This window comes from Cellulosimicrobium funkei, assembly GCF_001019615.1.
GTDB lineage: Bacteria > Actinomycetota > Actinomycetes > Actinomycetales > Cellulomonadaceae > Cellulosimicrobium > Cellulosimicrobium cellulans_E.
In genome coordinates this window covers 77,826-92,121 of the sequence record NZ_JNBQ01000001.1, presented here as the reverse complement: position 1 = coordinate 92,121, position 14,296 = coordinate 77,826, and the positions used below count along the sequence as shown (strand labels likewise).

Genomic DNA, 14,296 nt, shown 5'->3' with positions numbered 1-14,296 from the left:
GCGAGCGCTCGGCGCGCCGTCCTGCGAGGTCAGACGTCGTCGGCCTTCTCGGCGGCGTCCTCCGCGGCGGCCTCGGCCGCCTCGCGCGCCTTCTTGCCGGCGTCGCCGAGGTCGTCCTTCGCGTCCTCCGCCGCGTCCTTGGCCGAGGAAGCCGTGCCGCGGGTGGTGCTGCGGGCGCGGCTGGTGGCCTTCTTGGCGGCGTCCTTGGCGTCGGAGACGGCGTCGCTGACGCGGTCGCTGACGTCGTCGCGGACCTCGGCGGCGCGCTCGGCGAGCTTGTCGGTCGCCTCGCGGCCCTTCGCCACGGCGACGCCCGCGGCCTCGCCCAGCGACTCGGCGGCGTCCCCGACGGCGTGCCGGGCGTCGCCGACCACGTCGTCGAAGTGGACCTGCTGCTCCTCCTGCTCCCACGGCTCGGCCCAGGGGTCGGTCGTGGGTTGGGCGCGGCGATAGAGGACGTAGCCGACGCCCGCGGCGGTGACGCCGCCGGCGATCCACCAGAGGGTACGGCCCTTGCCCTTCGAGGCGTCGGCCTCGGCGGCCTTCGCCGCCGCCTTGTCGGCCGCGGCGGCGAGCTTGGCTGCCGCCTTCTCCGCCGCCTTGTCCGCGTGCTTCGAGGCCCTCTTGCCGGCCTTGCCCGCGGCCTTCTGCGCCTGCTTCGCGGCCTCGGCGGCGGCCTTCTGCGCCTCCTTGGCGAGCTTGCGCCCCTTCCGGCCGGTCGCCGCCGCCGCGGCGGCGGATGCCGCGGCGGTCGCCTCGGCCGCGTTGTCGGCCGCGCGCTGGGCGGAGTCGGCGGCACTGGCGGCAGCGGCGTTGAAGCTCGCGACGATCTTCGGCAGCACGTCGTCGACGAGCTTGTCGTGCGCGGTGTCGATCGCGGGCGCGGCCTTGCCCGCGGCCTTCTCGACGCGCGGCGCGGCGGCCTGGATGCTGTCCTGCCACGCCTTCTCGACGCGCGGCTGGAGCCACTCGAGGAACGCCTCGACCTTGGGCGTGCCCCACTCCTTGGCGTGGACGGCCGCGTCCTTGGCCTGGTCCGCGAGCTGGGTCGCGGCGCTCTGAGCGGTCGCGGCGGCCTGCGCGGCCTGGTCCTTGAGCTTCTCGGTGTCGATCGACTCGAGCGTGTCCTTGACGGAGTCGCTCGCTGAGCGAGAACGGGTCATGCGTGCTCCCCGGGGTCGTCGTCCGACGGGACGAAAGGGCGGATGCGATGGGCGTTTCCGACCACTCTGCCACCACCGTGCCCGACCCGCGAGACATCGCGTCGGACGGGTCGCGCGCGGGTCTCGTGGGAGGATGGTGCCCATGTTCGCAACCCTCCACACGACCGCAGGTGACATCCGGATCGAGCTCCTGCCGAACCACGCCCCGAAGACGGTGGCGAACTTCGTCGGGCTCGCGAAGGGCACCACGACGTGGTCCGACCCCCGCACCGGCGCAGAGCGCACCGAGCCGTTCTACGACGGCCTGATCTTCCACCGCGTGATCCAGGACTTCATGATCCAGGGCGGCTGCCCGCTGGGCACCGGGACGGGCGGCCCCGGCTACACGTTCAACGACGAGATCCACCCCGAGCTCCAGTTCGACCGCCCCTACCTCCTGGCGATGGCGAACGCGGGCCTGCGCCGCAACCCGGTCACGGGCGAGGTCGAGGGCACCAACGGGTCGCAGTTCTTCATCTCGACGGTCCCCACCACCTGGCTCAACGGCAAGCACACGATCTTCGGCGAGGTCGCGGACGACGAGTCCCGCGCGGTGGTCGACGCGATCAACACGACGCCGACCCGCCCGGGCGACCGCCCGCAGGAGGACATCGTCATCACCTCGGTCACCATCGAGGACTGACCATCTCGACCACACCTCCCGGGCCCCCCGGCCCGCCCGCGTACGGGACGGCCGGACCGCACGACGGTCCTGCCGTCCCGCCCGTGTGCCCGCGGCACCCGGACCGGGTGTCGTACGTGCGCTGCCAGCGCTGCGGCCGCCCCGCGTGCCCCGAGTGCCAGCGCCCCGCAGCCGTCGGCATCCAGTGCGTCGACTGCGTGCGCGAGGCGGCCCGGCAGGCGCCGTCGCAGCGCAGCGCACTGGGCGGCAGGGTCCGCGGTGGCCCGCCGGTCGTGACGTTCACGATCATCGGCCTCTGCGTCGTGAGCTGGATCCTCCAGCTCGTCACCGGGGGCGAGTGGACGCGGCTGTGGTGGTTCGCACCGGTCATCGGCGAGGACGAGCCGTACCGGTTCCTCACGTCGGCGTTCCTGCACTCGACGAGCCCCGTCCACATCCTGTTCAACATGTACGCGCTGTGGGTCACGGGGCCGTTCCTCGAGCAGATGCTCGGCCGCTGGCGCTTCGTCGCGCTCTACCTGCTGTCGGCGATCGGCGGCTCGGTCGGCTACCTCGTCCTCGCCGGCGGTCCGACGTCGGAGGGGTGGTACCAGCCCGTGGTCGGTGCCTCGGGCGCCGTGTTCGGGCTCTTCGGCGCCATCCTGCTCGTGCTGCGGCGCACCGGTCGTAACGCGATGCAGATCGTCGTCCTCATCGGCATCAACTTCGCGATCGGTCTCTTCTTCACCGGCATCGCGTGGCAGGCGCACCTCGGTGGGCTCGTCGTCGGTCTCGTCCTCGGGGCCGCGTACGCGTACGCGCCGAAGGAACGCCGCACCGTGGTCTCGGTGGGCGCGACGGCGGTCGTCGCGGTCGCGCTCGTCGCGGCAGCATGGCTGACCTATGCCTCGGCGGACCAGGTCGGACACATCGTCGGCTGATCCCGGGTCGCGGTCCGGTGAGTTATCCCCAGGGTTACTCACAGGTGTGGAACTACGCCGGTGTCATTCCGCACCTCACGGCTTGCCCGGCTCGCCGCGCGCCCCGAGGCGCGCGGCCGCCGTCGGACCGCCTACTTCCAGCGCGTGGTGAGCGCGAAGCCCGCGATGATGAACGCGAAGCCGACGCCGAGGTTCCAGGCGCCCAGCGCCGGGATCGGGAGCTGCGCGGACCCGCTGAGGTAGAACAGCACGATCCACGCCAGCCCGACGAGCATGAGCCCGAGCATCGTGGGCACGAGCCAGCGCGGGTTGCCCGACTCGGGCTTGGGCACGCTCGGCGGACGCTGCGGCTTGGGCTTCTTGCGCGACTTCGACTCGGGCACGAGGGTGGGCTCCTGTCCTGGTGGGGTCCGCTGCCGGCGGCGTCGGGACGCACCGCGGGAGCGGACGCCTGCCGTCGTCGTGCAGGAACCGTGCATGGCTCGGGCGAAGGTCGTCGACGCGCCGGGAGGCTCCGTAGGAGCACGGGTCCGTCACGATCGTGGACGACGTTCGTCGACTAGCGTAGTGGGCGCACACAATAGTCACGGACACCGCGCGCGGGCAACGGCCCTGTCGCGGCGGCGACGACACGACAGACGCACGGCAGAGACACACCGGAGAGACGGCCGACGACCTCGTCCGCCCAGGAAGGAGACGGTCGCGTGAGCAGCACCGACCCCGCCTCCGCGACGCCCGACGACCCCGCCGAGGCGGTCGCGGCCGGTCCCGCGCCGTCGCCCGCTGCCCCCGCTGTGCCGCCGCGCTCCCGCCGGGTCCGGTCCGCCGTGACCGTCGCGCTCGTCCTCGCGCTCGCCGGCGTGATGTTCACGGCGAACGCGCGCCTCGCCCGGGGCGACGACTCGCGTCACCCCGAGAACCTCGCGCAGCTCGTCGACCGCGAGTCGGACCGCGTGGCGGAGCTCTCGGCCCAGGTCGACGCGCTCACGGAGGAGATCGCAGGACTGTCGCAGACCGGCGACGCGCCGGCCGGCGTCGATCCCGACCTCGCGTCGCGCACCGCGGTCGCGGCCGGCACGACGCCGGTCAGCGGCACGGGCCTGTCCGTCTCGCTCGACGACGCACCCCCGGAGGGCAACTACCCGCCGCAGATCCGCCCGGACGACCTCGTCGTGCACCAGCAGGACATCCAGTCCGTCGTCAACGCCCTGTGGGCCGGTGGCGCGGAGGCGATGACGCTCCAGGGTCAGCGCGTCACCGCGACGTCGGCGTTCCGCTGCGCGGGCAACATCCTCCTGCTGCACGGCCGCGTGTACTCGCCGCCCTACGTCGTGGAGGCCGTGGGCGACCCCGAGGCGCTGCGTGACGCCCTGGAGCGCTCGCCCGGCGTGCAGGTGTACCAGGAGTACGTCGACGCCGTGAACCTGGGCTGGTCCGTCGAGGACAGGTCCGACCTCGAGCTCCCCGGCTACGAGGGCGCGCTCGAGCTCCGCTACGCCCGGCCCTCCGACGCGGTGGCGTCGTGACGGCCACCGCCCCCGCGCCGGTGCGGCACGCGGGCCGCCGTTCCTCGGGGCGCGGCGCGGTCTCGACGGTCGTCGGCGTCGTCGGGGAGCTGCTCATCACGCTCGGGATCCTGCTGGGGCTGTACGTCGTCTGGCAGCTCTGGTGGACGGACGTGCAGGCGGACCGCGTGCAGGCGCAGGTCCTGGAGGAGATGGACGCGCCCACGCCGGACGCCGCGGACGTCGCGACGGCCGTGCGCCGCGACGAGCCGCCGGTCATGGAGGCTCCCGCCCTCGGCGAGGTGTGGGGCACGCTCTACGTGCCGCGCTGGGACGGCAAGATGATGCCGATCGCCGAGGGGACGGACAAGCGCTCGATCCTCGACCAGGGCCAGGCGGGGCACTACCCCGAGACCGTCATGCCGGGCGCCGTCGGCAACTTCTCCCTCGCCGGGCACCGGCAGACGTACGGCAAGATCTTCCACGACGTGGAGGAGCTCGAGATCGGTGACCCGATCGTCGTGGAGGCCGGCGGGGTCTGGTACGTGTACCGCGTGGACCACATGCAGGCCGTGAAGCCCGACCAGGTGGAGGCCGTGGCGCCCGTCCCGTGGCAGCCCGGCGTCGAGCCGACGGAGCGGTACCTCACCCTGACGACATGCCACCCGATCGGGCTGAACTCGCTCGTGGCGCGGTTCATCGTCAACGCGAAGCTGGACTACTGGATGCCCGTCGAGGACGGCACGCCGCCCGACCTGGTCGGCCAGGCGGCCCCTGCGGCCGAAGGGAGCGCGTGATGTACGGGGCGCTGTGGCGCGTGCTGCCCGGCCCGGCATGGGTCCGGGTGCTGATCCTGCTCGTCCTCGCGGCCGCCGTCGTGCTCGCGTGCTTCGAGTGGCTGTTCCCCGTCGTGTCCGAGTACATGCCGTTCAACGACCCCAACATCCAGACCGACGCCGCCGGCGCCGTGTCCGTGGAGGCCCCGCGATGACCCACCAGACCCGCATCCTCGTCGTGGACAACTACGACTCGTTCGTCTACACGATCGTCGGCTACCTCGACCAGCTCGGCGCCCGGACCGTCGTCGTGCGCAACGACGCCGTGCCCGAGCCCGACGCCGAGGGTCGGTTCCACGACGCCGACGGCACCGTGTTCGACGGCGTGCTGGTCTCCCCGGGGCCTGGCACCCCGAAGGAGGCCGGTCAGAGCGAGCAGGTCATCCGCGCGTGCGCGGCCTCGCGCACGCCGATGCTCGGCGTGTGCCTGGGCCACCAGGCGCTCGCCGAGGTGTACGGCGCGACGGTCACGCACGCACCCGAGCTCATGCACGGCAAGACGAGCCTCGTCGAGCACGAGGGCGAGGGCGTCCTGGCCGGGCTCCCCGCCCCGTTCACCGCGACGCGCTACCACTCGCTCGCCGTCGTGAGCGACACCGTGCCCTCCGAGCTCGAGGTGACCGCGTCGACCTCCGGCGGCGTCATCATGGGACTCCAGCACCGCGACCTGCCCCTGCACGGCGTCCAGTTCCACCCCGAGTCGGTGCTCACCGAGGGCGGCCACCGCCTGCTCGCGAACTGGCTCGAGGCCTGCGGGCTCGACGGCGCCGTCGAGCGTTCGGCGGGCATGGCGCCGCTCGTCCGGCAGTAGCCGACCGCACGACGACGGGCCCGCACCTCTCGAGGTGCGGGCCCGTTCGTCATGGCTCGCCGGGTGGGCGTCAGGTCAGCCCTCGCCGCCCCCGCCGCCGTTGCCCCCGCCGTTGTTGCCTCCGCCGCCGTTGTCGCCGCCGGTCGACGGGCCGGGACCGGTCGAGACGATGAGCGAGACCTCCGTGCCGACCTCGACCTCGGTGCCGCCCCCAGGGTCGGAGCCGATGACGACCCCGGCCGGCCACTGGTCGGACTCCTGGTTCTGCTGCGTCCCGGGGTTGAGCCCCGCACCTCCGAGCGCGTCGTTCGCCTGGTCCAAGGTCATGCCGACCAGGTTCCTCGGGACGTTCGTCGTCTCCGGCTCCTCGGCCTTCGGGATCGCGACGTCGATGGTGACCTCCGAGCCCTGCGGCACGCTGCCGGCGTTGGGCCGCTGCGCGACGACCTGACCCTCGGGCTCGTCGGACTCCACCTCGTTCACGACCGGCTTGAGACCGAGGTCGGTGATCTTCTGCTCCGCGCTCTGGCGCTGGTCGCCCACGAGCTCGGGAAGGGCGACGAGTCCGGACGAGACGTAGAGCGTGACGGTCGAGCCGCCGGCGACGGACTGACCGGCCGCGGGGTCGGTGCGCGTCGCCGCGTCCTTCGCGACGTCCTTCGAGTCCTCAGAGCCTCCGGACGTGACCTCGAGGCCCTGCGCCTCGAGGATCTGGCGCGCCTCGTCCTGCGACTTGCCCTTGACGTCCTGGATCACGACGGCGTCGGGTCCGGCGGAGAAGAAGGCCGTGACGGTCGAGCCGAGGTCGGCCTCGGTGCCGCCCGCGGGATCGGTCTTCGTGAACGTCCCCTCGGCCTCCGTCGACTCCTGGTCGATGGCCTGCTCGTACGCGAACCCGGCGTCGGTGATCCTCTGCTCGGCCTCCTCGGGCGTCACGCCTGCCGAGAGCGTCGGGACCGTGCCCGTCGTCGGCTCGTCCTCGCCCTGGCCGTTGATGACGAGCATCGTGATGATCGCGGCGAGGGCGAGCACACCGATCGCGATGAGGGTCCACATGAGGCCCTTGCGGCTCTTGGGCTCCTCCTCGTCCTCCCCCGGCACCTCGTCGCCGGGCGGGACCGCCGGCGCCACGCTCGTCGCCCACGGGTTCGGGGCGGCGGCCGCGGGGGCCATGACCTGCGTGGCGGACTCCACCATCGTGGGCTGGAGGTCGGCGGCCGCGGCGGCGGCACCGAGGCCGGCCGCTGCTGCGGCGACCCCGAGCGCGGGGGCCGTGATCGCCCCGCCGCGCACGGCGTTCTCCAGGTCGGCGCGGAACTCCGCCGCGTTCGAGTACCGGGCCGTGCGGTCCTTGGCGAGCGCCTTGAGCGTGATGCGATCGAGGACCTCGGGCACGTCGGGCGCGACGGCGCTCGGCGTCGCCGGGGCCTCGCGCACGTGCTGGTACGCCACCGCGACGGGCGAGTCGCCGATGAACGGCGGGCGGCCGGTGAGCAGCTCGTAGAGCAGGCAGCCGGTGGAGTACAGGTCGGAGCGCGCGTCGACCGTCTCGCCGCGCGCCTGCTCCGGTGAGAGGTACTGGGCGGTGCCGATGACGGCCTGGGTCTGCGTCATGGTCGCGGCCGAGTCCGCCATGGCGCGGGCGATGCCGAAGTCCATGACCTTGACGGCGCCCGTGGGCGTGATCATGACGTTCGCGGGCTTGATGTCGCGGTGCACGATGCCGGCGTGGTGCGAGTACTCGAGCGCCGCGAGCACGCCCGCCGTGATCTCGACCGCCTCGTCGATGGGGACGGCCTGGCCGTCGCGAAGGATGTCGCGGACGGTGTGGCCCTCGACGTACTCCATGACGATGAACGGGACGTGCACCGAGTTGCCGGTGGCGTCCGCGTGGACGTCCTCGCCGGTGTCGTACACCGCGACGATGGCCGGGTGGTTGAGGGACGCCGCCGCCTGGGCCTCGCGGCGGAAGCGCGCGAGGAAGGTGGGGTCGCGGGCGAGGTCGGACCGCAGGATCTTGATCGCGACGGTGCGACCGAGGCGGTTGTCGTGCCCGATGTGCACCTCGGCCATGCCACCACGGCCGATGAGCTCACCGACCTGGTAACGCCCGGCAAGCACTCGGGGAGCGTTGTCCACCACTCATTCGTCCTTCGGTGTCGTCGGAGCCGCGGGCGCGTCCGCTCGCGGCACATCTGGCGCAATCATCCCACTGGAGGGCGTCCGGGAAAGCCGGGAACACAACGATGTCGTCACGATGTCACCCGTCCGGAGAGCGTCGGGGAGTCCGGCGCGGCGGCGTCGGTGACTGTCTCGACGACGGCCGTCGGAGCAGCGTCCGCGTCGTCCCGGTCGCGGTCGCCCAGGGAGGCGATCGTCGCGACGACCAGCACGAGGAGCAGGCCCAGCAGGGCCACCAGGGGCCACGTGAGGCCGTTCGGCAGCCCGCCGAGGCGCCGCCCCGTCGTCGTGGACGTGCGGCGGCCGGAGGACGACCGCGACGGGGCCGCCTGCGACTGCCGTCGGGCCTCGGCCCGCGTGGCCGGCGCCACCGACGGGGTGCTCGCGGGCGAGCCGGCGCCCGGCCGCGTGCCGCCCCGAGCGGGCTGCGGGCGTCGCGACGAGCGGGTGCCGCCGTGCATCTCGCGGCGCGGCGGGTAGGCGCGGGGACCGGCCGGGTCCTCGCCCGCCGACGCGGGGACGGGGCGCTCCCAGGGCAGCGCGGGACCGGGGGCGGGCGCCGTGTCGGACGGCGGTGCGGTCGCCTGACCGACGGGCTCGGCGTCGCTCTCGGCGAGGTGGCCACCCGCGGGTTCGGCGGCGTGGGCGCCTGGTCGGGCCTCCGGGGCGATCCACGGCGTCGCGGGGTCGACCGGGTGCGGGTCGCGCACGGCGGCCGGGATGACGAGGGGCGTGATGACGGGAGCGGGGGCCGGCTCGGGTGCCGGAGGGGCGTCGACCTCCGCCGCGCGCGCGCGGCGGCCGCGCCGGGTGTTGGCGGCCGCGCCGGCACGGGCGGACCAGGGGTCGGCCGCGAGGCGCGCCTGGATCTCCTCGAAGACCCGCGCGAGGGCGTCGGCCGGGTGCGGCCGCGCCAGCGGGTCCTTGGCGAGCATGACCATGACGAGCTCGGAGAGCTCCGGGTCGACAGACGACGGGAGCGGCGGCACGGGCTCGTTGACGTGCGCGACCGCGATGTCGACCGGGGTGGACCCGGTGAACGGCCGGTTCCCGACGATCGACTCGTACGCGACGATGCCCAGCGCGTAGATGTCCGACGCCCCCGTGGCCGCCTGCCCGACGGCCTGCTCGGGCGACAGGTACTGGGCGGTGCCCATGACCATGCCCGTCGCGGTCATCGGTACCTGGTTGGCCGCGAGCGAGACGCCGAAGTCGGTGATCTTCACCGTGCCGGAGCGGTCGATGAGGATGTTGCCCGGCTTGACGTCGCGGTGCACGACGCCGGACAGGTGCGCCGCGTGGAGGGCACGCGCCGTCTGGGCGAGGATCGGCAGCAGCCGGGCGGGCGGGAGCACGGGCTCGCGCTCCAGCAGGTCCGCCATGGGCTCGCCCACGACGAGCTCCATGACGAGGTACCCGGAGCCGTCGGTCTCGCCGTAGTCGTACATCTGGGCGATGTTGGGGTGCGAGAGCGCGGCGCTGTTGCGGGCCTCGGTCCGCAGGCGGTTGAGGAAGTCCTCGTTGCCCGCGTACTCGGTCCGCAGGACCTTGACGGCCACCTCGCGCCCGAGCGCGTCGTCGGCCGCGACCCATACCTCGCCCATGCCGCCGACGGCGATGCGCCGCACCAGGCGGTAGCGGTTGCCGAGCGTCAGCCCCCTCACGGGCTTCATCCGTTCAACACCGCCTCCATGACGGCGCGCGCGATCGGCGCGGCGATCGCGCCGCCGGTCGCCTCGTTGCCCAGCGAGCCGCCGTTCTCGACGATGACCGCGACGGCGACCTGCGGGTCGTCGGCGGGCGCGAAGCTCGTGAACCACGCGTGCGGCGCGGCCTCGCCACCGGTCTCGGCGGTCCCGGTCTTGCCCGCGACCTGCACGCCCGGGATCTGCGCGGCCTTCCCGGAGCCGTTCTCGACGACCCCGAGCATCATCTGCGTGAGCTGGTCGGCGGTCGACGGCGACACCGAGGTGCGCAGGCGGCGCGGCTCGGACTGGCGGACGACGTCGAGGTCCGGGTTGCGGATCGTCTCGACCGTGTACGGGGCCATCTGCACGCCGTCGTTCGCGATCGCGGCGGCGACCATCGCCATCTGGAGGGGCGTGACCTTGACCTCGCCCTGCCCGATGCCCGCGCGCGCGATGCCCGCCGGGTCCGCGCCCGGGGTGCCCTCCGCGGGGAACTGGCTGGGGGTGACGTCCATCGGGATCTCGAGCGGCGCGTCGAAGCCGAAGTCCTCGGCCTGGTCCCGCATCGCGTCCTCCCCCAGCGTCATGGCGAGGTCGCCGAACGCGGTGTTGCAGGAGATGCGGAGCGCGTCCGCGAGGGTCATCTCGCCCGTCGGGGAGCAGCGCGACCCGCCGAAGTTCTTCATCGTCTGCGTCGACTGGGGGTACGGGAGCTCGTCGGGTGCCGGGATCACGGTCTCGGCCGTGTACTGCCCGCTCTCGAGGGCCGCGGCCGAGGTGACGATCTTGAACGTCGAGCCCGGCGGGTACGTGTTGCCGCGGATCGCCCGGTTCGACATCGGGTTGCCGTCGGCGTTGAGGAGCTCCTGGTACCGGTCGCGCGCGGCGGCGGTGTCGTGCGTCGCGAGCTCGTTGGGGTCGTAGCTCGGCTTGGACACGAGCGCGAGGACGCGCCCCGTCTTCGGCTCGATCGCGACGACTGCGCCGCGCTGGTCGCCCAGCGCGTCCCAGGCGGCCTGCTGCGCCGCCGGGTCGATCGTCAGCTCGACGGACGCGCCCTGGGGCTGCTTGCCGGTGAACAGCGCGCTGAGGCGGTCGAGCCACAGCGAGCTCGCCTCGCCGTTGAGGTAGTCGTTCTCCTTGTCCTCGATCTCCGTGCGCCCGTTGGTGAGCGAGAGGAAGCCGGAGACGGGCGCGTAGAGCGGGCCGTTGGAGTACTGGCGCTGGAAGCCGAACGCGTCGTCCACCGGGGTCGAGGACGCGATCGCGTCGCCCGCGACGACGATCGGGCCGCGGAACTTGTTGTACTCGCGGTAGATGGTGCGGGCGTTGCGCGAGTCGTTGTTGAGCGAGTCCGCCTGGACGAACTGGATGTACGTCGTCGACACCATGAGCGCGAGGAACATGACGAGGACGACCGTCGCGACGCGACGCAGGGGGACGTTCACCGGGCTCCTCCCCAGGGGTCGGTCTCGGGGTGGGTGCCGTCGGGACCGGGGCGCCGCACGACCTCCGTGCGGAGCTCGTCGGGGTGGGCGGAGACCTCGCCCGTCTGCCCGACGGCGGGCTGCACGCCCGTCGTCGCGCGCGTCGGACCGGTGGGAGGCCCGACGGCGGCGGGCGCGCCGACCGTGGTGGGTGCGTCGTCGGGCCGGGCGCCGACGGCCGGAGCCCCGCTGCCCACGACCTCGACCGGCTCGGAGTCGGGGCGCGTGCGCGTGCCGCCGGGAGCCACCTGCCCGCGCACGGGCAGGGACGAGGGCCGGCGCGCGTCGTCGGAGATGCGCAGCAGCAGGCCCACGACCAGCCAGTTCGCGAGGAGCGACGACCCGCCCTGCGCGACGAACGGCATGGTGAGGCCCGTGAGCGGGATGATCCGGGTGATCCCGCCGACGACGACGAAGAGCTGCCACGCCATGACGAACGCGAGCCCGCCCGCGAGGAGCTTGCCGAACCCGTCACGGACCCCGATCGCGGTGCGCAGGCCGCGCTCCACGAGGATGAGGTACGCGAGCAGGATGCCGATCAGACCGGTGAGCCCGAGCTCCTCGCCGAGCGACGCGTAGATGAAGTCGGAGAACGCGTACGGGACCGTTCGCGGGTAGCCCGCGCCCCAGCCGGTGCCGAACAGGCCGCCGTTGCCGAGCGAGAACAGGCCACCCACGAGCTGGCCCGAGCCGCCGGGACTGCGACCGAAGATCTCGGGGTCGAACGGGTGGAGCCACACGTCGACGCGCGCCTGCACGTGCCCGAACGTCGACGCCGCGAGGACCGCGCCGACGGCGATGAGCAGCAGACCGATGACGACCCAGCTCACGCGCTCGGTCGCGATGTACAGCATCGCGACGAAGAGCCCGAAGAACAGGAGCGACGTGCCGAGGTCGCGCTCGAACACGAGGATCGCGAGCGAGACGAGCCAGACGATGATGATCGGCCCGAGGTCGCGCAGGCGCGGGAGTTGCAGGCCGAGCACCTTGGGCCCGGCGAGCGCGAGCGTGTCGCGGTTCGTCACGAGGTAGCCGGCGAAGAAGATCGCGAACGCGATCTTCGCGAACTCCGCGGGCTGGAGCGAGAAGCCGAAGACGTTGATCCAGATCTGCGCGCCGTTGATGCGCGTGCCCAGGCCCGGGACGAGCGGCAGCGCGACGAGCACGATGCCCGCGATCATCGCGGTGTACGTGTAGCGCCGCAGGGTCCGGTGGTCGCGCAGGAACCAGATCACCGCGAACGCGCAGAGGATGCCGAGAGCGGTCCACTGGAGCTGGCGCGGCGCGAGGTCCTGGGTGCCGCCCGTGACCTGGGACCCGAGGTCGAGGCGGAAGATCATCGCGAGGCCGATGCCGTTGAGCGCGACGGCGATCGGCAGGATCACCGGGTCCGCGTACGGCGCCTTGAAGCGCAGCAGCAGGTGCGCGGCGCCGGCGAGCACCACGGTGCCGAAGCTGTACACGTAGAAGCGGCCCGGCAGCTCGCCCGTGAGCTGCAGGCCCACGAGCGCGTACGCCCCGATGCCCAGCGCGAGCGCGAGGACGAGCAGACCGAGCTCCGCGCCCCGGCCGGGGCGCACCTCGGTGGTCTCCACCGTGGCCATCAGGCCCCCGAGCCGGCGCCGTCGGTGGGTGCCGGGGTCACGTCGGGCGCCCCGGCCTCCGGGGTCTCGGTCGCGCCCTCGGTGGGCGTCTGGGTGGTGCCGTCGGTCGCCGGCGCGTCGGTGGACTCCTCCGCTGCCTCGGCGACGAGGCGCTCCGCGCGCGCACGGGCGTCCTCGAGGGACTCCGCGGGGATCGTGGTCTCCAGGCGGTCGACGACGTAGCCCGGCAGGTCCGCGACGCGCGTCCCCGTGAGCTCGATCGGCGTGGACAGCGTCACCGGGCCCGCGTTCTCCGGGATGCCGCGGAACACGGCCACCTGACCGTCGGCGACCCCGACGTAGTACTGCGTCTGCGTCCAGCGGTACCCCGCCCACCCGGCCACGCCGAGGCCGGCGACGACGAGGAGGATCGCGACGACCGTGATCCAGCGGCGCGGCGCACGGCCGGGCCGCACGTCGCCCTCGCCCTCCTCCGCGACGTCGCCCGGGGTCGCCTCGCCCTCCGCGGCCTCGGGCGCGTCGTCCGCGGCGGGCTCCTCGGTCGCGGCGGGGGCGTTCGCGCTGGCCATGAGGGCTGCCGCCCGCGCGGCGGGGCCGTCCGCGGCCGACGTCGGGGCGTCGCGGTCGATCGCCGCCGACCCGACGATCTGCGCCCCGGTGCCGGGAGCCGCGCCGTCGGGCAGGACGTCGAGGTCGAGGATGTCCGCGACCACGACGGTCACGTTGTCCGTGCTGCCGGCGCGCAGCGCGAGCTGGAGCAGGTGGTCGGCGCACTCGTCGACGTCGGGGGTATCCGCGAGCGTCTGGGCGATCGTCTCCGGGCTGACGAAGCCCGAGAGGCCGTCGGAGCACAGGAGCCAGCGGTCGCCCGGCTTCGCCTCGCGCACCGACATGTCAGGCGTGAGGTCGATGTCGAAGTCGCCGAGCACGCGCATGACGACGTTGCGCTGCGGGTGCGTCTCCGCCTCGTCGGGCGAGATGCGGCCCGTGTCCACGAGGTGCTGCACGAACGTGTGGTCGGTCGTGACCTGGGTGAGCTCGCCGTCGCGCAGCAGGTACGCGCGCGAGTCGCCGAGGTGGGCCATCGCGAGCTTGTTGCCCGCCCGCAGGATCGCGGTGACGGTCGTGCCCATGCCGACGAGCTCGGGGTCGGTCACGCTGCGGTCCACGAGGTCCTGGCGCGCGTGGTCGATCGAGCGCTCGAGCTCGGCGAGCGCGTCGTCCGGGCCGTGCGACTCGCCGTCGAGCGGCGCGAGCGCCGCGATGGCGATCGACGACGCGACGTCGCCCCCTGCGTGGCCGCCCATGCCGTCGGCGACGACGAGCAGGTGCGGCCCGGCGTACCCGGAGTCCTGGTTGTTGGAGCGCACGAGCCCGACGTCGGAGCGCGCGGCGTAGCGCAGGGCGATGTTCACTGCG

At 73.4% G+C, this 14,296-nt stretch carries 13 protein-coding genes; 6 read left to right on the top strand and 7 right to left on the bottom strand.

Annotation, left to right across the window (positions count from 1 at the left end):
* Nucleotides 1-29: 29 nt before the first annotated feature.
* Entirely contained in the window at nt 30-1,163 is a 1,134-nt protein-coding gene (locus FB00_RS00450; protein WP_052877323.1) for a hypothetical protein, read from the bottom strand.
* A gap of 142 nt (nt 1,164-1,305) precedes the next feature.
* Between FB00_RS00450 and FB00_RS00445 the strand changes: the two genes are divergently transcribed.
* Complete coding sequence (locus FB00_RS00445) at nt 1,306-1,845, top strand: peptidylprolyl isomerase (protein ID WP_047230892.1); 540 nt, start codon at nt 1,306-1,308, stop codon at nt 1,843-1,845.
* A gap of 107 nt (nt 1,846-1,952) precedes the next feature.
* Nucleotides 1,953-2,765: a rhomboid family intramembrane serine protease gene (locus tag FB00_RS00440; protein WP_331386730.1), complete on the top strand. Its 813-nt coding sequence runs from the start codon at nt 1,953-1,955 to the stop codon at nt 2,763-2,765.
* Between the two features lie 131 nt (nt 2,766-2,896).
* On the opposite strand, the gene FB00_RS00435 is transcribed toward FB00_RS00440, so the two are convergent.
* Nucleotides 2,897-3,148 carry a cell division protein CrgA gene (locus FB00_RS00435; protein ID WP_047230891.1) on the bottom strand — a complete coding sequence of 84 codons (252 nt, stop codon included), beginning with the start codon at nt 3,146-3,148 and terminating at the stop codon, nt 2,897-2,899.
* Nucleotides 3,149-3,469: 321 nt separating this feature from the next.
* Here FB00_RS00435 and FB00_RS00430 point away from each other — a divergent pair, with 321 nt between their 5' ends.
* The 4 genes from FB00_RS00430 to FB00_RS00415 are packed head-to-tail and all read left to right on the top strand — an operon-like array spanning nt 3,470 to nt 5,917.
* Nucleotides 3,470-4,291, top strand: a complete 822-nt coding sequence (locus tag FB00_RS00430) for a DUF881 domain-containing protein (RefSeq protein WP_231581646.1) — start codon at nt 3,470-3,472, stop codon at nt 4,289-4,291.
* The gene (locus tag FB00_RS00425; protein ID WP_064316701.1) at nt 4,288-5,067 is read left to right on the top strand and encodes a class E sortase; all 780 of its coding nucleotides are present in this window, start codon (nt 4,288-4,290) and stop codon (nt 5,065-5,067) included. The genes FB00_RS00430 and FB00_RS00425 overlap by 4 nt, the downstream gene beginning before the upstream one ends.
* On the top strand, nt 5,067-5,261 hold the full coding sequence (locus FB00_RS00420) for a hypothetical protein (RefSeq protein WP_047230890.1): 195 nt from the start codon (nt 5,067-5,069) through the stop codon (nt 5,259-5,261). Before FB00_RS00425 ends, FB00_RS00420 begins: the two co-directional genes overlap by 1 nt.
* Nucleotides 5,258-5,917 carry an aminodeoxychorismate/anthranilate synthase component II gene (locus FB00_RS00415; RefSeq protein WP_047230889.1) on the top strand — a complete coding sequence of 220 codons (660 nt, stop codon included), beginning with the start codon at nt 5,258-5,260 and terminating at the stop codon, nt 5,915-5,917. Before FB00_RS00420 ends, FB00_RS00415 begins: the two co-directional genes overlap by 4 nt.
* Nucleotides 5,918-5,992: 75 nt before the next feature.
* On the opposite strand, the gene pknB is transcribed toward FB00_RS00415, so the two are convergent.
* The 5 genes from pknB to FB00_RS00390 form a co-directional block, all read right to left on the bottom strand.
* A complete protein-coding gene (pknB, locus tag FB00_RS00410) occupies nt 5,993-8,059 on the bottom strand; it encodes a Stk1 family PASTA domain-containing Ser/Thr kinase (protein WP_047230888.1) in 2,067 nt (688 codons plus the stop codon).
* A gap of 110 nt (nt 8,060-8,169) precedes the next feature.
* Nucleotides 8,170-9,771 (bottom strand): serine/threonine-protein kinase, encoded by a 1,602-nt coding sequence (locus tag FB00_RS21445; RefSeq protein ID WP_047230887.1) that lies wholly within the window; start codon nt 9,769-9,771, stop codon nt 8,170-8,172.
* A complete protein-coding gene (locus FB00_RS00400; RefSeq protein ID WP_047230886.1) occupies nt 9,768-11,234 on the bottom strand; it encodes a peptidoglycan D,D-transpeptidase FtsI family protein in 1,467 nt (488 codons plus the stop codon). Before FB00_RS00400 ends, FB00_RS21445 begins: the two co-directional genes overlap by 4 nt.
* Nucleotides 11,231-12,877 carry an FtsW/RodA/SpoVE family cell cycle protein gene (locus FB00_RS00395; RefSeq protein ID WP_082140815.1) on the bottom strand — a complete coding sequence of 549 codons (1,647 nt, stop codon included), beginning with the start codon at nt 12,875-12,877 and terminating at the stop codon, nt 11,231-11,233. Before FB00_RS00395 ends, FB00_RS00400 begins: the two co-directional genes overlap by 4 nt.
* Nucleotides 12,877-14,292 (bottom strand): Stp1/IreP family PP2C-type Ser/Thr phosphatase, encoded by a 1,416-nt coding sequence (locus tag FB00_RS00390; RefSeq protein ID WP_047230885.1) that lies wholly within the window; start codon nt 14,290-14,292, stop codon nt 12,877-12,879. The genes FB00_RS00395 and FB00_RS00390 overlap by 1 nt, the downstream gene beginning before the upstream one ends.
* Between the last annotated feature and the right edge of the window lie 4 nt (nt 14,293-14,296).